General features: G+C 68.5%; 20 protein-coding genes and 2 pseudogenes. 9 read left to right on the top strand and 13 right to left on the bottom strand.

Annotated elements, in window-relative coordinates; genetic code table 11:
- Window positions 1-331 precede the first annotated feature (331 nt).
- Window positions 332-730: a hypothetical protein gene (locus MCAG_RS04470; protein ID WP_232290079.1), complete on the top strand. Its 399-nt coding sequence runs from the start codon at window positions 332-334 to the stop codon at window positions 728-730.
- Window positions 731-1,434: 704 nt separating this feature from the next.
- On the opposite strand, the gene MCAG_RS04465 is transcribed toward MCAG_RS04470, so the two are convergent.
- The 4 genes from MCAG_RS04465 to MCAG_RS04450 form a co-directional block, all read right to left on the bottom strand.
- Entirely contained in the window at window positions 1,435-2,421 is a 987-nt protein-coding gene (locus tag MCAG_RS04465; protein ID WP_007071777.1) for an NAD(P)-dependent alcohol dehydrogenase, read from the bottom strand.
- Between the two features lie 118 nt (window positions 2,422-2,539).
- Window positions 2,540-2,764, bottom strand: a complete 225-nt coding sequence (locus MCAG_RS04460; protein ID WP_007071776.1) for a helix-turn-helix transcriptional regulator — start codon at window positions 2,762-2,764, stop codon at window positions 2,540-2,542.
- A 2-nt stretch (window positions 2,765-2,766) separates the two neighbouring features.
- Entirely contained in the window at window positions 2,767-3,186 is a 420-nt protein-coding gene (locus MCAG_RS04455) for a hypothetical protein (RefSeq protein ID WP_036372325.1), read from the bottom strand.
- A gap of 577 nt (window positions 3,187-3,763) precedes the next feature.
- Window positions 3,764-4,132: an MmcQ/YjbR family DNA-binding protein gene (locus MCAG_RS04450; protein ID WP_007071774.1), complete on the bottom strand. Its 369-nt coding sequence runs from the start codon at window positions 4,130-4,132 to the stop codon at window positions 3,764-3,766.
- On the opposite strand from MCAG_RS04450, the gene MCAG_RS36100 reads away from it, so the two are divergent.
- Entirely contained in the window at window positions 4,038-4,346 is a 309-nt protein-coding gene (locus MCAG_RS36100) for a hypothetical protein (protein WP_369751301.1), read from the top strand. The genes MCAG_RS04450 and MCAG_RS36100 overlap by 95 nt on opposite strands.
- 305 nt (window positions 4,347-4,651) lie before the next feature.
- On the opposite strand, the gene MCAG_RS32160 is transcribed toward MCAG_RS36100, so the two are convergent.
- The 3 genes from MCAG_RS32160 to MCAG_RS04440 form a co-directional block, all read right to left on the bottom strand.
- Window positions 4,652-4,810 (bottom strand): hypothetical protein, encoded by a 159-nt coding sequence (locus MCAG_RS32160; protein WP_157547876.1) that lies wholly within the window; start codon window positions 4,808-4,810, stop codon window positions 4,652-4,654.
- Between the two features lie 396 nt (window positions 4,811-5,206).
- On the bottom strand, window positions 5,207-5,416 hold the full coding sequence (locus tag MCAG_RS34410; RefSeq protein WP_369751300.1) for a hypothetical protein: 210 nt from the start codon (window positions 5,414-5,416) through the stop codon (window positions 5,207-5,209).
- Window positions 5,417-5,606: 190 nt separating this feature from the next.
- Window positions 5,607-6,089: a transposase gene (locus tag MCAG_RS04440; RefSeq protein WP_232290078.1), complete on the bottom strand. Its 483-nt coding sequence runs from the start codon at window positions 6,087-6,089 to the stop codon at window positions 5,607-5,609.
- Between the two features lie 267 nt (window positions 6,090-6,356).
- On the opposite strand from MCAG_RS04440, the gene MCAG_RS04435 reads away from it, so the two are divergent.
- The gene (locus tag MCAG_RS04435; RefSeq protein ID WP_036376342.1) at window positions 6,357-7,364 is read left to right on the top strand and encodes an RNA polymerase subunit sigma-70; all 1,008 of its coding nucleotides are present in this window, start codon (window positions 6,357-6,359) and stop codon (window positions 7,362-7,364) included.
- Window positions 7,365-7,678: 314 nt separating this feature from the next.
- Here MCAG_RS04435 and MCAG_RS04430 read toward each other — a convergent pair whose 3' ends face one another.
- Complete coding sequence (locus MCAG_RS04430) at window positions 7,679-8,242, bottom strand: dihydrofolate reductase family protein (RefSeq protein ID WP_036372324.1); 564 nt, start codon at window positions 8,240-8,242, stop codon at window positions 7,679-7,681.
- Window positions 8,243-8,635: 393 nt separating this feature from the next.
- The gene (locus MCAG_RS04425; RefSeq protein ID WP_198141495.1) at window positions 8,636-8,938 is read right to left on the bottom strand and encodes an ATP-binding cassette domain-containing protein; all 303 of its coding nucleotides are present in this window, start codon (window positions 8,936-8,938) and stop codon (window positions 8,636-8,638) included.
- A 70-nt stretch (window positions 8,939-9,008) separates the two neighbouring features.
- Here MCAG_RS04425 and MCAG_RS35590 point away from each other — a divergent pair, with 70 nt between their 5' ends.
- Window positions 9,009-9,134, top strand: a complete 126-nt coding sequence (locus MCAG_RS35590) for a hypothetical protein (RefSeq protein WP_255348975.1) — start codon at window positions 9,009-9,011, stop codon at window positions 9,132-9,134.
- Window positions 9,135-9,211: 77 nt separating this feature from the next.
- Here MCAG_RS35590 and MCAG_RS30370 read toward each other — a convergent pair.
- Window positions 9,212-9,900: pseudogene (locus MCAG_RS30370) on the bottom strand (serine hydrolase domain-containing protein).
- A 171-nt stretch (window positions 9,901-10,071) separates the two neighbouring features.
- Here MCAG_RS30370 and MCAG_RS34405 point away from each other — a divergent pair.
- A pseudogene (locus tag MCAG_RS34405) lies at window positions 10,072-10,296 on the top strand (IS701 family transposase); the annotation flags it as partial.
- A gap of 512 nt (window positions 10,297-10,808) precedes the next feature.
- Here MCAG_RS34405 and MCAG_RS04415 read toward each other — a convergent pair.
- The 3 genes from MCAG_RS04415 to MCAG_RS36095 form a co-directional block, all read right to left on the bottom strand.
- A complete protein-coding gene (locus MCAG_RS04415) occupies window positions 10,809-11,363 on the bottom strand; it encodes a hypothetical protein (RefSeq protein WP_007071766.1) in 555 nt (184 codons plus the stop codon).
- Between the two features lie 86 nt (window positions 11,364-11,449).
- On the bottom strand, window positions 11,450-12,085 hold the full coding sequence (locus tag MCAG_RS32155; protein WP_157547874.1) for a TetR/AcrR family transcriptional regulator: 636 nt from the start codon (window positions 12,083-12,085) through the stop codon (window positions 11,450-11,452).
- Window positions 12,057-12,146 (bottom strand): TetR family transcriptional regulator, encoded by a 90-nt coding sequence (locus tag MCAG_RS36095; protein WP_083802183.1) that lies wholly within the window; start codon window positions 12,144-12,146, stop codon window positions 12,057-12,059. Before MCAG_RS36095 ends, MCAG_RS32155 begins: the two co-directional genes overlap by 29 nt.
- Window positions 12,147-12,510: 364 nt before the next feature.
- Between MCAG_RS36095 and MCAG_RS04405 the strand changes: the two genes are divergently transcribed.
- From MCAG_RS04405 to MCAG_RS04385, 4 genes are all read left to right on the top strand, one after another.
- A complete protein-coding gene (locus MCAG_RS04405; RefSeq protein ID WP_036372321.1) occupies window positions 12,511-15,171 on the top strand; it encodes an RICIN domain-containing protein in 2,661 nt (886 codons plus the stop codon).
- Between the two features lie 130 nt (window positions 15,172-15,301).
- Complete coding sequence (locus tag MCAG_RS04400) at window positions 15,302-15,502, top strand: hypothetical protein (RefSeq protein ID WP_036372318.1); 201 nt, start codon at window positions 15,302-15,304, stop codon at window positions 15,500-15,502.
- A gap of 522 nt (window positions 15,503-16,024) precedes the next feature.
- Entirely contained in the window at window positions 16,025-17,002 is a 978-nt protein-coding gene (locus MCAG_RS04390) for a hypothetical protein (RefSeq protein WP_232290077.1), read from the top strand.
- 339 nt (window positions 17,003-17,341) lie between these two features.
- Window positions 17,342-17,905 (top strand): PadR family transcriptional regulator, encoded by a 564-nt coding sequence (locus tag MCAG_RS04385; RefSeq protein WP_007071762.1) that lies wholly within the window; start codon window positions 17,342-17,344, stop codon window positions 17,903-17,905.
- The last annotated feature ends 13 nt before the right edge of the window (window positions 17,906-17,918 follow it).

The raw sequence follows: 17,918 nt of genomic DNA, 5'->3' as shown, positions 1-17,918 counted from the left end.
TCTGGACGGCATCCAGGCCAGCTCGGCGTAACGTTGTGTAGCACGCGGAGCGCGGCAGAAGAGGAAGCGGTCCCCGCCGGCCGGTGGTGTTTGCGCACAGTTTCCACAGGCTCGTATGCGTGGGGCGGAGGGACGTCGAGAAATGGTGGCACCTCGTACGATCAGATCCTCGAAAGAAAATAGACGGGGGTCATCGATGCGTGTAGGAAAGATCAGTCGGGCGACGGCTGCTGCCTTGCTTACCCTGCTTGCGCTCGGCTGCGCGGCCCCGGGCACCCGGGTCCGCGACGTGGAGGCGATACCCACGAGTGCGCCGGGGTCGCCCGCAGTGGTGGCGGAGCCGACCGGCCCGCAGGCAGACGTACCCCCGAACCATGGCGACAACAACGGCTGGAAGCAGCGGCACGGGCTCTCCGAAGCGGACCAGCGCACCGGGAAGAAACTCGCCGCGCGGATCCGGCCCAAGCTTGAGGCACTTCGCGCGGCGGGGGACTTCGCGCCGGCGTCCACCCAGCGAGCGCTGCTCGACCTGGGCATCAAGGCAGACGCGATCGAGGTCACCGGCATGCGGCCGTCGATCGCGCAGGAGACACCCCCACCGGGTGCGGTGTACGCGGTTCACTTCGCGGAGGTGGGCTGTGTGATCGGGGACGTGCGGCCCGAACGAGTCATGGTCGAGGTTACCGCCGCGGCTGCCGAATTTGGGTGCCTGGAACCGTTCTCGCGTTGACGCCGTCCGCGTCAGTAAACTCGGGGTCGGGCGGCGCCACGGGCATGCCGGACCAGCCGCGTTCATGCCATCCAGGGCCGCGACAGAGGCGCGGTGGGAACATTCAGGCAACGCTCGCTGTTCGGCGAGTTCGCACAGATCGTCCAGTGACCAGGGCGGAGTGTGGCCGAGCAGCGCCCCGACGCTGAACGAGCACATGCTCGGCACTTGAAGCTCCGTGAGCGCCGCCTTCATCACGGCGTTGGCGCGGGGCGGTGCAGCTCGGTCGCCATCACCCGCCAGAGCAGATATGTGGCCAGCATCGGTTCGCGGCTCGCAGGACACGGTGCGTGGCCAGCATGTCCTCGACACGTCCAAGCACCGGACGCATATCGACTCGCACGTGCTTGTCGCGTCCGACCAGGACTTCGATGACGTAGTCAAAGAATTCGCCGGCCCTGGCCGCCGCGGTGGACTTCGTCATCGACTCGGGATTGCCGAGGTAGAACTCCGGTGCCAGCCGGACTTGATGATGTTGGGCAGATTCTCACGCCACCGAAACGTTCTGTCGAGATCGGTCGGACCGCGGTAGGCGAAGGGCATTGTCACATGCCGGGACAGCCGGTTGAGGCCTTCATGGGTGAGTATCGGCTGCGGCCGGGGCTTGAACGTCGGCGTCGGCGTCGGCGTCGGCGTCGGCGGCCCGGGCGGGTGAGTGGCCGGGGTCAGATGGTGATGGCGATCTTGCCGACGGGTTGGCCGGTTTTGAGGTAATCGACGGCATCGGGGGTTTGAGCGAGGGGGTAGGTACGGTCGAGGACCGGGGTGACGGCGCCGGAGTCGATGAGGCCGACGAGGGTATGCAGGTCGGTGGCGGGCGCGGTGGACATGAGACCGGTCAGGCGCTGGGCGACGAAGGGCGAGAGCAGCATCGCCCGGATTTGGCGGTCGGCGCCCTGGAGCACGCGTCCGCCTTCGGGCCCGCCGACGATGACGAGCGTGCCGCAGGGGGCGAGGGCGCGACGTAGCTGGGTTAGGGGGCGATTGCCGGCCGTGTCGAGGATCAGGTCGTACCGGTCGGTACCGGTGGTGAAGTCCTCGCGGGTGTGGTCGATGACGCGGTCGGCGCCGAGGGAGCGGACCAGGTCGGTCTTCGCGGTGCGGCACACGCCGGTGACGTGGGCGTCGTAGGCCTTGGCGAGCTGGACGGCGAAGGTGCCCACGCCCCCGCCGGCACCGATGACGAGGACCCTCTGCCCGGCGGTGAGCTTGCCGGCGTCGCGCAGTCCCTGGAGGGCGGCGCAGGCGGAGATGGGCACGGTGGCGGCCTGGGCAAAGGTGAGGGTGGCCGGTTTGAGGGCGAGTTTGTCCTGGTGGGCGCGGGCGTACTCGGCGTATGAACCGTCGCAGGTGCCGTAGACCTCGTCGCCGGGACGGAACCGAGTGACGTTGGCGCCGACGGCTGCGATGCGGCCGGCGGCGTCCATGCCCGGGACGGGGTTCTTGGGCCGGCGCAGCCCGAAACCGGCGGCGCGCATCAGGTAGGGCAGGCCGGTGATGACGTGCCACACACCCTGGTCGACGCCGGCGGCCTCGACGCGGACGAGCACGTCGTCGGCGCCGATGGCGGGGATGGGCATGTCTCGCAGTTGGAGCTGCGCCGGTGTGCAGTAGGCGTCGCGGGTGATCGCGATCATCGTTGTCTTCGGCATGGTCGTCTCGATCCTGGTCGGGGTGCTCGTGCAGGTGGTTGTCGGGACGGTGATTTCGGGTGTGACGGGCCAGGCCGCGAGGCGATCTCGTCGCGCGCCGGGGCGGTTCAGTGGGCGGCTACTCCTCGGAGCTGGGGTATTCGAAGACGTCATCGAGCGGCACGTTGAACACCCGGGCTATCTGGAAGGCCACCTCCAGCGACGGCGAGTAGCGGCCCTGCTCGATGGCGATGATGGTCTGCCGGGTTACCCCGACGCGGTCGGCCAGCTCCGCCTGCGTCATCTCGCCGTTGGCGAACCGTAGGGCTCGGATCGAGTTCGTGACCTTCGTGGGTTTGACCATGGTTAGATGCCCCGGCGGTACGAGACGATCTTCTTGATCGACGAGGCGACCGAGGCCAGGACGAACGCCAGGTACAGCGAGTTGGCGATCCAGAAGTGGGCGGCCTCCGCCATGGCCAGGGCGAGCGGGACGATCGTGGCGATGCTCATGACGTAGAACCCGACGTGCTCGCCCAGCCGATGGATCTGTCGGTCGCGCTCGTCGGTCCGGCCGGCTTCCCTCGGCGAGGCGATGGCGGCTGCGATGCTGGCGACGATGCCCAGGCCGATCCCGGCACCGATGGCGATGAGCATCGGCCGTACGTAGACGATCCGTGCGACGTCGGCACCCGGCACCTTCGACATGACCGTGACGAAGTAGACCGCAGCGACGCCGACGCCGACCACGACGTAGATCCAGGAACGTTTCTCTTCGGAGGACATGACCCGCTCCCATGTAAAACAACTTTGACACGCTCAAGGTAAAGCAACATCGACACGATGTCAAAAATTCTTGACTGCTGCGCCTTTGGGTCCTGGCGATGCGACCGTGGCCTGCCGGCGCGAACGTCGATGTTGCAACTTCCTGTCATCGGCCATGAGCGGGCACTCGGTCTTGACTCGTGCCGGGAAGTCAAATCGCTGCCAGGACCGGTCGGGCGCCGGTGTCTCCGGGCCAGACGGCTGGGCTCAGTGAGGTCCGGAGACTGCGTCGTCAAGTCACGCTGGCTCCGGGGACCAATGCTCGCTCGGATGGCAAACCGACGATTGATCGAGGAATACGGCTGGAGTGGCTCAACGGTTGGGCGGGCGTAAGTAGCCGGTGTCGATCAGCACGGTGCAGCTTGGATGCCACGGGTACCGGGTCGTGCGGCCGGCGAGGGCGCGGGACTCCGACTCGTGGGTCTACGGACTGATCAGGCGGGACTGACGGCCGTCGACCGAGTTGAGCTCCAGCTGAGTCCGCACTCCCTCCCGAGACGTCGCCCGGCATCCAGGTGCTCCGCCCCGCCCTGGGCGATCATCCATCCTGCAGGCTCTCCTGCAGTTCAGCGGGCGCCCGCATCCGCCACGCGTCGGTGATCAGCTCGGTCAGTCGCTCGACCGACACCTCGGTGAGGCGCAACATCACTAGGGGAAGACCGTCGTACCCGGCCGTCGTGAAGAACAGGTCGGGCTCGCCGAGGAGTAGCGCCTGCTTCTCTCCCTCATCACCGACGTAGAGAACCGCGATATCGGTGCGGATCACCCGCGGCTTCCCTGGCAGGCGTTCAGGATAAGACCAGACGAATCCCTTGTTTTCCACGCGGAAGTCGAAGCCGTCGCTGTCAATTTCCACCACGTGGGGCAGCGCGAGCGCCAGACGGCGTACATCGTCGGCATCAGCCATCCGCAGAGGCTACAACAGTGCTCGGCCCTCCTGCCCTCGGCTCGGCCAGCGCTCCTCCCCGGTCGACCCGCTGGCGCACCTGATCATGGGTGCACTCGATGAATCGACCCGGTACATCGCGACAGCCGCCGACCCGGCGACCGCACGGCACGAGTGCCTGTGGGCACTGCGGCGGATGTTCGAAGGACTGAAGCGGCCAACGTCAGCACCATAATCGGTGGTAGCCGGCCTTGATCGAGTGGTTGCAGGACTGCTGATTGGCGGTAAGTTCCCCGCCGGGCGGTTCTGCCGGCGGGGGGACCGGGAAGGTATAGGACGTTTCCTACGCCTCGGCAAACTGGCCCGAGTTGTGCTCCGTCCTGCGGCCCTGGCGGGTGCACTTTGCCTGAGCGAGGACATGGTCGCCGAGCTGACGAAATGTGTCTGGGCGAACCTGGACCGGGACCTGCTGGCAACCATCAGCTGAGAAGCGGTGGGCGGTGCTGGCGCCCGACAGGCGCCGGCACCGCCTCGCGTCGGCTACCGCCTAGCTTCCTGCTTGGCCATCTGCGGCGGCTCGCCCTTGCTGACCTTGCGCAGCGCCTCGCGTAGCTGCTCCTCGGTCATCTTGGAATTGCCCTCGATACCCGCATCGTGGGCCTGCTGACGAAGATCGTGCAGTTTCTCACGGTCACCCATGTCGACCCTCCCTGCGTGCGACGTTCCAGCCCGTCGGCTGTCTTCTGCCGCCTTCCCGGCGTAGGGAGGCGCAAACGGCCGTCAGCCGGCGACCGGTGCCCGGCTGGCTGCGCCGCCTCGCCTGGACACCGTCGAGGTCCGCCCTGCCGGCTCCGGCCCCGCCGACACCGTCAACCTCGCCGCCGGTGAGGTCGTGCGTGAGGTCGGCATCGACCTCACGACCAGACCCCGCACCCCGCGAGTACGCCACCGTCGGATCCTTCGATGCCATCGTCACCATCGGCTGCGGCGACGCCTGCACCGATTGCCGAGGATCTAGCCGGCGAGGCGGTGCGGCAGGCCCCAGCAGCGACCCCGTCGAGATACCCAGGCCTCGCAATGCGCGGGGTGACCGCCTCAGCTCGATGCGATCAGCGGGGCGTAGTCCGCACGGACGAGCGGCTGATCGGGCAGTGAGCCGTCGGCGCGCGGCACGCCCAGCGACTTGCCCTCGCGGAGGAACGCCACGGTGGTGACGTCGTCACGACTGGTGAGGGCGCAGACGATCTGCCCGAAGGCGAGGATTTCGTCGCTGCGCCCGGCGCCGTCGTCCGGCACGTCGACCACGACATGGGCTCGCCGGCCGTGGTCCAGGCCGAGGCCGGTCTTCAGACTGACCGCCGTTTGGGGATAGCGCGGCTCGGTGCGGGTTGGTGGGCGACCCCGCCCGGAACACACCCGCGGCACGGGGTGCACGTCTGGCTTGTGGGCGAGGGCGTCGCCCTTGACCTGCATGATGTAGCCATTCCACGCTGGTTCAGGGTGCTGTGGAACTGGCTGAATTTCCCGTAGCCGGCGTCGCGGCCGGTAGCGGTGGGTGCAGGCCGTGGTGGGCCAGTTCGTCGAGCATTTCCACGACCAGCGACCACTTCGGCCGATGACGCTCGTCCTCAGGGACCCCGCAGCTTTCCCTGCGAGCGGCCACCTCGGGCTGGTCGGCCTCGTCAACGGCTTGGTCGTCCCACGACCTCGGCAGATACAGCCGCCAACCCAGGGGGCACGGGGCGGTGTCGGTGACCGAATGAACGCTCACCCCGATCTGGCAGTCCGCCACCTTGCCCAACGTGCCGGAGTACTGCCGGACCACACCCGGTGAGCTCTTGCCGTCCTTCAGAAAGCCGGCACCGTCGACCACCCACGCCACCGGCCCGACCACCTCGACCGCCCGGCGGGCCGCATCCGCACCGCCGTGGTGTCCCACGTCGAGGCCGTCACGAACTGCTGCAACCCTGATGATCAAGGACTGTCCCCATGATCAGCCAAGGACGACACCACCGCCCCGCAGGTCAAAGATCAAGCTAAGTAGCGGGCGCCGAACAACAGCTCCAAGCCGTGCTGACCCCACCTCGACATCGAGGGCGTGCCCGACCACGAAGCACGTCCCCTGGATCGGCCCGACCCATCCGGCCTGGCGAACGACCCGGTGTCAGCGGCTTCACCGATCAGAAATCCTCCGCCACGTCGTCGATTCTGTAGCCCTCACGCACCGGTGGAAGGATTAATGACCATGACCGACGCCACACGGCTGGGCGCCGACGAGGCCACGTTCATCGCGGCGGTCCGTGCGGAGGATACCGCGCGGATCGCGCTCCTGACCGAGCGCCACCGGCGTGAGCTGCAGGTGCACTGCTACCGGATGCTCGCGAACTACGAGGACGCCCAGGACATGACGCAGGAGACGTTCCTGCGAGCGTGGAACAAGCGGGAGTCGTTCAAGGGCCACGCGGCCCTGCGGACCTGGCTGTACCGGATCGCGACGAACGCCTGCCTCGACTTCCTGGAGAAGCGCAACGACCGCACACCCGTACCGTCCCAGCTGCCGGACCCCGACTGCGAGGTGTGGTACCTGCAGCCGTACCCCGACCGGATGCTCCCCGAGGACCCGCAGGAGTCGGTGGTGGCGCGGGAGACGATCGAGCTGGCGTTCATCGTCGCCGTCCAGCACCTGCCGCCGCGGCAGCGGGCGGTGTTCATCCTGCGCGACGTCCTCGGCTGGCCGGCGTCGAAAGCCGCCGACGCCCTCGATCTGACCGTCGCATCGGTGACCAGCGCACTGCAGCGAGCCCGTGTGACCATGCGCGGGAAGCTGCCCGACCGCCGCCTCGACTGGCGGAGCCCCGCCACCCACGAACTGTCGAACGACGAGCGCGGCGCGGTGAAGTCCTACATCGAGGCCCACGAGCGCAACGACCTCGACGGGCTGGCGTCCCTACTGCGCGACGACCTGCGCTTCGCGATGCTGCCCGATCCGGGCACCGTGACCACGACGGCCAAGGGCGCGGTGGACGGCTGGGCCTCCAATGGGCTCTTCCAGCGCGGCTACGACGACTGGCGCGGTATCACCACAACGGTCAACCGCATGCCCGCCGCCGCGCTGTACCTCCGCACCCCCGACGACCCGGAGTACCGGCTATTTGCCATCGCGGTCCTGCACATCGTCGACGGGAAGATCGCCGAGCTCACCGGATTCGACGCCACCGACAAATCATGGCTGGACCTGCCACCGACACTGTGATCACACATGTCCCCATCGTCGACGAGTCCAGCGCACGCCGTCACCGAAGTCACCGCGGAATGAGCACCCCGACCGCCTGAACACCAAACGCGACAACGCGAACACCAACGGCCCGCCGGCGGGGCATCTTCATACCTCGAAGGTCGTCGTCACGATCAACGACGCCGTCGCCCTCATCTCCAGCAAGTCGGTCAACAGCTCACTCGGAACGCAAGGAAGGGCCGGGGGAAGGTTCCCTCAAGGCCGAGGGGTCACGGTGAGCACGCCAGGAAGGGATTCGTCCTGGCCTCACGAGCCCAGGACCTGGCCCGTGCTCATCGCCTCGTCTCGTATCGGGTCAGTACCACGCCGCCGGGAAACGTCCGCGTCTCCACCAGATTCAGGCTCACCCAGCTGTCCAGGGCCGTGAAGAACGGCGTGCCGCCGCCGACCAAGGCCGGCACGGTGACCAGCACGTACTCGTCGATCAGCCCGGCCCGCATGGCCGCTGCGGCAAGTGTGGCGCCGCCGATGTCCATGGGGCCGCCGTCCTCGGCCCTGAGCCGGGTGATCTCGGTGACCGCGTCGCCGGTGACCAGGCGGGTGTTCCAGTCGACCGTGCTGGTCGTCGAGGAGAACACCACCTTCGGCATATCCCGCCAGCGGTGGGCGTACTCGATCGCCGCCGGCGTGGCGCCGGGCTGCTGGTCGGCGGTCGGCCAGTGGGAGCTCATCGTCTCCCACAGTTTGCGCCCGTACAGCGCCAGGCCGGTCGCCCTCACCCGGTCGGACCACCACTGGAACAACTCGTCGCTCGGTACGCTCCAGCCGAGGTCGTCGCCGGGCGCGGCGATGTAGCCGTCCAGGCTCAGGTTCATGCCGAAGATCAGTTTCCGCATCGTGCCAGCCTCTCGTAAGTCGATCTCACACGTACAGACGGGCACGGCGCGGAAACCTAATCGGTGCGCGATCTGCGTCCCCAGGCAGCCCGCGCGTTCCGGACTCGGCACGGCGTACTCGACTGGGCTCGAGACCCCAACTCGTCGCCACCCACCGGACCAGCCGGGATGCTCATGCAGTCCCAGGACCCACCCGGCTGATCAGGCGCCGGAGCTCCTTACATGACCCGCTCGGCCAGTCCCGTCTGCTCCTCGATCAGTCGGGACGGCCTGCGCTGGGATGAGCGGATCGAGGCCGGCGTATCCCATCGTTGCGGTCAGGCGCCGGCGTTCGTCGACGACCGCCGGGCGGCGTCGGTCCGCTCGTGCCTCGGCGCCGGCTGCGTGGCGAGTTCAGCCCACGTGGAGAACGGTGTCGGTGTAGTGGGTGACCAGGTCGAGGTCGTGGCTGATCACGACCAGGGCAAGTCGCCGTTCGGTACGCAGACCGACGAGCAGCTCCATGACCGCGGTGGCGGTGCCGGGGTCGAGCGCCGAGGTGACCTCGTCGCAGACGAGCACGTCGGGGTCGGCGGCGAGGGCGCGGGCGATGGCGACGCGTTGACGCTGGCCGCCGGAGAGCTGGTGCGGATAGCGGTCGGCGTGGCCGGCGGTTAGCCCGACGGCGTCGAGGAGTTCCCGGACGCGCTCGCCCACCTGCCGACCGGTGGCTCGTCGATGCAGCCTCAGCGGTCGGGCGAGTGCGGCGCCGACGGGGTGGCTGGGGTTGAGCGTGGGGCACATCTTCCAGCTCGGCCGCCGCTACACCGCGAAGATGCGCCGGATCCTCGACCGCTCGGACAGACCACCACCATCCGGACAACTCATGCCACCGATCGCCCTCGACCGGTGAAACCACGCATCACAGTAGACCAAGATGACCTCGCAAAATCTGTAGCGGCGGGTCTTCGTATTCACCCAGGCCGTCGGCTAGGCGTTCCCGGGCTGGCCGTCGCGGAAAACCGATTCGATCAGCCCCGCCAGCGCCTTGGGGAACACTTCTGCGGGGTCGACGTCCTTGGTGGTCAGCGAGGCGGTCAGGGTCTTGTGGCCGTCGGGCGTGCTGCTCATCAGCGCCCCGTAGCCGTCAGGGGCACCGCCGTTGTGGTGAACGATGGCGCCATTGCCCGGGCCTAGGTCTTGCACCCACAGCCCCAGGCCGAGGTTGAGCTTGCCGTGCGGTGTGAGCATTTCGGCCAGCAGCGGGGCCGGCAGCAGCTTGCCGCCCAGCAGCGCGGAGATGAAGGTGCTGAGGTCTTTGGCGGTCGAGATCAGGTCACCGGCGCCGGCCAGCAGGGAGGGGTTCTGGCGGCTGACGTCGGTCACCTTCCACTCGCTGGCGTCCTGGTAGCGGTAGTAGCCGTGGGTGTGCGGCCGGTGACCTTCTCGATCAGCAGCAGAGCCAGCGTGTAATTGGTGTTGGGGTAGCTCTGGTCGGTGCCCGGCTCGAACCGCGCCGGCTTGGCCAGCGCGAACCGCACCAGTTCCTCGGGCCGGTAGGTGTGGAACCGGTTGTCCACCCAGTCCTTGCCCTGGGAGGGGAGCCCCATCACGAACGTCCCGTCGGCGTTGAGCTCGCCGGTGTAGTTGTAGAACCCGCTGGTGTGCTGCAGCAGCATCCGCACCGTGATCCGCTCGTCCAGCCCGAACTCGGGCAGGTGGCAGCTACCTTCCCTCCCACATTCACACGGGCAGGGTGATCGAGCGCGGCCCGGTGGTGCGCAGCCAGGAGGAGTACCTCACCCTGATCAGCACCGGAGAGATCCTCACCCTCTTCCCGAGCCACGTGACTGTCCAGCCTCCCCGGGGCGACCAGTCACACCGACCTGGTCCGCTACGGCAAGATCCGCTGGCGCATCGAACACGACTACCGCCAGCTGAAAATCGGCCTCGGCCTGGACCACTTCGAAGGCCGCTCCTTCACCGGCTGGTACCGCCACCTCCCCCTGGTCACCGCCGCGCACCTGTTCATCACCGAACTACCCCTGAGCCGCAAAGCGACTGCGCCGGCCTGACCCTCTACACGGTCACCCGCGAGCCACAGCGACTCCCCGCGACCGGGACCGGCACCTGCATCATCTGCCACCAACCCGTGAAGCCACTACACCGCAACAAACACCACCAAGCCGCCACGGCTACCAGGACAACGTCCTGCCGTCCGGACTGCCCGTGGGCAGCCCGGAGGAAGCCCTCGACTGCGCCTGCGGCCTCTACCTCAACGACCCCGACCGCCTGGCTCCCACCCCCGACGAATTAACGCGGTGCTGCACTAGGTCCTGTGGCGTGGTCTCTGGTGGTGCAGCCCGGGCGCGGACGGCTCGACACCTGGCGCGATCCCGGGGGTCTGCCCGCCTGGCTGCCCGAAGAGCATTTCGACATCCTCGCGGCACCCTACGGGCAGCACGGTTCTACCTCGGCGCTCGGCGGTGATCGCCGCGTTCGACGCCGCGCGGCGCTGCGGTGGGTTCGCGTTGCCCGAGGACGGTCCCCGCGACCGTGATGGCGGTTCTGGCGGTCCCCGCCGTGGTCAGCTCAAGGTGAAGGTCACATCGTCGACGTCGAAGGCCGTGACGCCGTTGCCAGCAGTCTCGCTGGCGAGGAAGCTGGCCGTCGCGGTGCGCTCGGTCGTCGCCGTCCCGGTCGACATGCTGTACTGCCGCCACTGCGACCCGCCGTCGAAGGCCAGCGAGAACCTCGTCTTCGGGGGTATCCCGGTGACTGCCAGCCCGACGTTCAGGTAATCGCCGCGGCTGGTCTCCGTGGTGGTGGTCCGGACCCAGAAGCGGACCGTCAGGTCGCAGCTGGCTGGCACCGTGACGGTGGTGCGTAGCAGATCGGAACGCGTCACGTCCAGCCCGGCGAAGGTGGCGTACGCGAGGCCGGTGTGTGCGGGCCGGGTCGCGTCGCCGAGCACGACGGTGCGGGGGCCGGCGGTCCAGCCGGTGGTGCCGAGCTCGAACCCCGGGTTTGCGTGGATCTGCCCGGTGCAGGGCGCGTCGGCCGCCGCCCGTCCGTAGGACACGCTGCCCGTGGCGAGGAGCAGCAGGGCCGCAGCCCCGGCGGTGGTGACGAAGGCCTTCATTGGTCCTCCCGTGTCGGGACATTCGAAGTCATCGATGCCTATCGACCATGCGCGATGGACGCTGGCGCGTCAAGCCCTTCCCGGCGTCAGCTCTGCACGGTCGGGCGGATGACGAGCGAGCCGACCGCGACGTCGTCCGGCCACTCGACGGCGAAGCACACCGCGCGGGCGACCGCGACCGGGTCGGGTCCGAACTTCCGCATCCCGGTCCGAATCCGCTGTCGGGACGTCCGGCGCCATGCCGTCGGCAAGCTCTGTGCGCACGTAGTCGGGGGAGATCTGGGTGGTATGGATGACGTTGTCGGTCGATCCGGTCCGCAGACCCTCCATGATCGTGCGGGTCGTGTTCTGATGGCGGCGACCCGGCCGGAGCCCGCGACGACGCCCGCGTGTGCCAGCAGCAGCATCACGATGTCCTCGGCCACGAAATCCGCGCGCAGCCCGGCGGCGGCCTTGGCCCTGACGATCAGTTTCCCGGCGGCGTCCCACGCGCGCAGCCGGTTCTGCTCATATTCCAAGGAAGCCGGGAACGTCCTGGTCAGAACATCGGCGAATCCTCTGTCGACAAGCTGAGCCCGGGCCAGCCGGCGCGAAAGCCGGTGAAGCCCCGCCCACGGATCGGGGTCCTTCAGGGCCGCCTCGGCAACCTCGGCATACAGCACGATCTTGTTCTCGAAGACGGCTGCGATCAACTCATCCCGGTCGGCGAAGCGTCGATTCACTGACGCCGGCGTGCCGCGCGGTTTGCCGCATCGATACGTCGAGGCCGTGCTCCGAGAACACCTCGCGAGCGGCGGCAAGTGTAGTTGTGGTTCAACTCGGGCCTCGTACACGAGTATGTCCCATATGTTCGACGTGGACGTAGCTGTGGTTGAGCATGCTTGACCACCCCCCCGCTGGCGCGTGTTCGCCCAGGTCAGCAGTTGTCGCGGATTCTCTGGGCCACCTGCCGGGGCGGGTGGACACCAAGGGCACCAGCGTCATCCGGCCGCTGATCAACGCCTACGGCACCACGAGGCGATTTGAAAAAAGTTCCCGGCTCAAGGCAACCTTTGCGGGGCCTGTGACCACAAGAAGTCAGACCCGGCTACTCCGGTAGCTGGATCTGACTTCCTCTGGTGAACGGCATGCAAGGAGAACACCTCTTATGAAGAGTCCCACGAGCGGCGGGCGCCGCTGGCGTCACCGCCGGAGTCACCGCCGTCGCTGGACCGCCACCGGCCTGCTGCTCGGCGTACCCGCCGTCCTCGTGCCGTACGTCCTGTTCGGGCCGGACTCGCAGGCCGCGACGGTCGACGGCGATGCCTACTACCGGCTGATTTCCGTGCGCAGCGGCAAGGCAATGGACGTCAACGCCTTCTCCACCGCCGACGGCACCCGCATCCAGCAGTGGACCGACCAGAACACCGCCAACCAGCAGTGGAGGCTGAGACCCACCGGGGACGGCTACTACGAGCTGGTGAACCGCAACAGCGGCAAAGTGCTGGGCATAGCGGGCGATTCGACCGCCCAGGCAGCTGCCGCTGAGCAGCAGACCGACAGCTCCTCCACCTCGCAGGAGTGGCGGATCGAGGATGTGAACGGTTCCGACGCCGTCACCTTCACCTCCCGCAGGAGCGGCCAGGTCCTGGACGTCTTCGGAGGCTCCACGGCCGACGGCGCGGCAGTCATCCAGTATCCCGGCAAGGGCAGCACCAACCAGCAGTGGAAGCTGGTGAAAATAACCGAGACCCAGGCGGCCGGGCCCGGCGGGGCGCAGACCACGGCCGCGGCCGGACCGTACGTGTGGAAGAACGTCCAAGTGGTGGGCGGCGGTTACGTCACCGGGCTGGTGTTCAACCCGCGTGCGAAGGACCTGCTGTACGCGCGCACCGACATGGGCGGCGCCTACCGCTGGGACGTCGCGGCCGAGCAGTGGATCCCGCTGACCGACTGGGTCGGCGAGAAGGACTGGAACCTGCTGGGCATCGATTCGCTGGCCACCGACCCCGTCGACCCCGCCCGGCTCTACCTCGCGGCGGGCACCTACACCAACAGCTGGGCGGGCAACGGCGCGATCCTGCGCTCCACCGACCGTGGCCGCACCTTCCAGCGCACCGATCTGCCCTTCAAGCTGGGCGCCAACGAGGACGGCCGCGGGGCGGGCGAGCGGCTGGTGGTCGACCCCGCGGACAACGGCACCCTGCTGCTGGGCACCCGCAAGAACGGCCTGTGGCGCAGCACGGACTACGGCGTGACATGGCGGCAGGTCTTCTCGTTCCCCGTCAAGGACGGGGCGAGCAGCGGCGGGGGCATCTCCTTCGTGACGTACGGCCCGGCCGGAAGCAAGACAATCTACGTCGGCGTCGGCGACAAGTCCACCTCCCTGTACCGCTCCACCGACGGCGGCAGCACCTGGCATGCCGTCTCCGGGCAGCCCACCGGCCAGCTGCCGCAGCACGGGGTGCTCTCCGGTGACGGCTCGCTGTACCTGACGTACACCAACGCCCTCGGACCGAACGGCGTGACGGCGGGTTCGGTGTGGAAGTACACGCCGGCCGACGGAAGGTGGAAGAACGTCTCCCCGTCCAAGGGCAGTTACGGGTTCTCCGGGCTGGCCGTCGATCCGCAGAAGCCGTCCACGGTGATGGTCACCACCCTCGACCGCTGGTGGCCCGAGGACGAGATCTACCGGACCACCGACGGCGGCACGACGTGGAAGGCGCTGGCCGACAAGTCGGTGCGGGACGCCTCCGCCGCTCCTTACGTCGGTACCGGCACCGGGCACTGGATGACCGCCCTGGCCATCGACCCCTTCGACTCCGGGCACGTGCTGTACGGCACCGGCAACGGCATCTGGCGCAGCAAGGACGCCAACGCCTCCGACAGCGGCGGCACCAGCCACTGGACCGTGGGAGCCCGAGGGCTGGAGGAGACCGCGCTGCTGGACGCGATCGCCCCACCCGGCGGCGCCACCGTCGTCACCGCCATGGGCGACCAAGGCGGTTTCCGCCACGACTCCCTGACCGAGGTGCCCGCCGGGCGGCTGCAGAACCCGGTGATGGGCAACAGCACGGACATCGATTTCGCCCAGTCCAACCCCACGGCGATGGTCCGCGTCGGCCGTGGCGGCGCGCAGGACGGTGCCTATTCCACCGACGGCGGCCGCAGCTGGAAGGGCTTCGCGGCGGAGCCGGTGGCTGGCGCCGACAGCGGCCATGTCGCGCTCGCGGCGGACGGCTCCGCCATCGTCTGGACCCAAGCCGGTCAAATCCCGTACCGCTCGACCAACAAGGGGGCGAGCTGGTCGAAGGTCAGGGGCCTGGGCGCTGGAGCCGTGGTCGTCGCCGACCGATCCTCGGCCAAGACCTTCTACTCGCTGGCCGGCGGCACGCTCTACGCCAGCACCGACGGTGGCGCGACCTTCGCCGCCCGCGCCACCAACCTGCCCGCCGGCCGGCTCACGGCCGTCCCCGGCATCGCCGGGGACCTGTGGATCGCCGACGGTGCCAAGGGGCTGCTGCACTCCACCGACGGCGGCCGCACCTTCACCGCGCTCGGAACGGTGCAGTCCGCCTCCGCCCTCGGCTTCGGCAAGGCCGCGCTGGGCGGCGCCTACCAGTCCCTGTACCTGATCGGCACCGTCAGGAACGTCACCGGTGTCTTCCGCTCCACCGACAAGGGCGCCACCTGGCTCCGCGTCAACGACGACGCCCACCAGTGGGGCAGCATCGGCGGCGTCGGCGTCATCGCCGGCGACCCCGACACCTACGGCCGCGTCTATGTCGGCACCAATGGACGCGGCCTCCAGTACGGCGACCCGTCCTGACCCCAACGCCCGAGCGGGGCCGCAAGCACAAGAGCCTGCGGCCCCGCCACAGCTGAGGGATCTCGGGCAGCGTCGAAGTCGCGGGAACGGAAACTGGGCGATCTCACCGAGGACCGGGTGGCAGCCTGGCGTGGCCAGGACCGTCGGCGTTGTGTTCCCGTTCTTTCAACCGCCGCCGACGCTGACCGTGGTCGGGAACGTCATGCTTCTGACGGAGCTGCGCCGGAGCGTCCCCGCGAAACAGCGCTGCTCGCGGGCAGGCGAGCTGCTCGATCGGGTGGGGCTCGCCGCCCTCGCCGACGACCGGGAACCTCGACGCACAGACCGGTGATGCGGTTCTCGCGCTCTCGCATGGTGAGCGATCTGCGGGCCGGCCGACGTGCTCAACCGGGCGAACAGCGCGGTGTGGGCCCACGGTGAGGCCTACGGGATCGCCCCCGCCATGACCGCCGTCGTCGCCACAGGGGGCCGAAGCCCTCGACCTCACCGGCGACCTGCTCACCACCGACGCCGGCGTGCCCTTCCTCCCCGAACCCAGCTACCACCGCACTCTGACCGGGCAGGTCAGCGGCATCGCCGCGATCACCTGGGCCACGATCGCCTTCCCCCGGTGGGCGGTCCTGGCTGATCTGTGGCTGGGCCTGTCGGCGTACAGGCCCGATTACAGAGTGTCGCGATGGCGCCTCGGTCAAGATCCTCTCCGAACGAGAACCGGCACCTGGGACATGGTTTCATGCCAGGCCCTGGCCGTGCTGCCGCCAAGCGGCGGTGGTCGGTGGCTGTTCGACGACGTGCATCCGGCGGGAGCCGGGAGCCTACTGTCGATCGGCCGGGGGGCTGTGTGCAGGATGTGGTGGTGACGGTGGACTGGGGTCGGCTTGCGCACGCGTACGGCTGGGCGACCGACACCCCGGGCCACCTGGCCGCGCTGGAGTCCGGTGATGCCGAGGCACGCCAGGCCGCGCTGGATCACCTCGACATGGCGGTGCTGCACCAGGGCTTCCCGGATACTGCGACCGCGCCGGCGGTGCGGGCCGTGACTGCCCTGTTCGCCGGTGGACAGGCCCACCCGGACAGCGTCGAACCGCTCCTGGAGTTCCTGGGCGACGCGGCCATGAGCGTGGTCAACCTCGCCGACAACCGCTACTTCGCCGGGATACTGCCGGACCTCGCCGACGCCGTGGCACAGGCATACCCTGTGGCGCTTGCGCTGCTCGAGGCTTCTCCGCCGGACCGGGCGCTGTTCCGCACCGAGAATCTTGTCGCGATTGCCCGTATGCCGTCGCTGGTGGACCGGCGAGAGGAACTGGCGGTTCTCGTTCTGGAGTGGTCGGAACGAGGCACTGGGCCGCGGGCGCAGTGGATGGACTGCCTCGGTCAGCTCGGTGTTGACCTCCGCGATTGGCTCGCCGACCCGGACCCGGCGGTCCGTCTCAGGGTCGCGTTGGCCCATGAGGACGATCCGCGCAGTCGTAAACTTATCCTGGCCGCACTAGCCCAGCCACCGCCTCCGGGACTGCACCAGTGCGCGCTCGTCGCCGCAGCGATCCGCATCGCCCGCGACTTCGACGAAATCGCCACGGCTGCTTGCCAGGTGGCCGGTCGGGACAGTTGGGCCGGCTTCGACGACGGCTGGGGGGCACTGGTCCGCTTCGCCTTCCCCCAGCGGTACGCCGCACACCGGCCCCTCACCGGAGCGCAGCGTGCACTGCTTCGGGCACTGGTCAGCAACGACGAACTCTGGGACCCGACGAACGGCAGCTGCGGACTCGTGTTCAAACAAGCCGGACTGCCGCACAGCCGGGGGGCGTGTCGCCGGCTCGTAGGATGACCGCCCCTCAAGGGCCGGACTTCCGGATCTGCCGCGATCGGTGCGTCACGCAGAGTAGCTGCGGACGGCGCGCCGCAGGCGCGCCCGGAACTGCCGACGGCAGGGTGTCCGATCCTACGAGAGTGTCCATGTTTCGCTGAGATCGTAACGCCGGTGACACCGTTTGCCGTGGTCTACCGCCCGGCGCGGCGGCCGACCGACGCGATGGTCGATCCACCCAGGACCATGATCAAGTAGTCGCTCACGACCAGCCTGGCCGTGGCGGGGATCCTTGACGCGACGTTACCTATCTAGTAGATATATCTGACAGATAGCCAGACAGGGGAGAGGAGGCGGGCGATGGCACGTTCCAGCCAGACCGACATGGCCGTGCTCGGCGCGCTGAGCATCGAGCCGATGACCGGCTACGCGCTGAGAGAGGCAATCCGCGACGTTCTCGGCCACTTCTGGAACGAAAGCTTCGGGCAGATATACCCGGCGCTCGCCGACCTGGAGCGCCACGGGTTCGTCCGCCGCAGCGGATCAGTCAAGCGCGGCTCGTCGACGTACGCCCTCACCCCGTCGGGGACCCGCCGGCTTCGTGAGCTGCTCACCCAGCCGATCCAGGCAGTGCCCGCACGCAACGGTCTGCTCCTGCGCCTGTTCTTCGGTCGCACCCTGGGAGTCGAGGCATGCCGGGCACTCACCACCAACGCCAAGGCCGACGCACAACAACGGCTGCGCCAATTCGACGACCTCGACGCCCAAATCGCCGGCGAGCCGCAGCACGCCGACGATGCGCCCTTCTGGCAACTCACCATCTCAGCGGGACGCCACCATGCCCATGCGGTGATCGCCTGGGCAGACGAATGCCTCGCTGCACTCGATCACATCGAACTCTCACGGCGGGAGCACCCACAATGATCACCACAACAGC

It is taken from the genome of Micromonospora sp. ATCC 39149 (assembly GCF_000158815.1).
GTDB lineage: Bacteria > Actinomycetota > Actinomycetes > Mycobacteriales > Micromonosporaceae > Micromonospora.
This window is presented reverse-complemented; position numbering and strand designations above follow the sequence as displayed.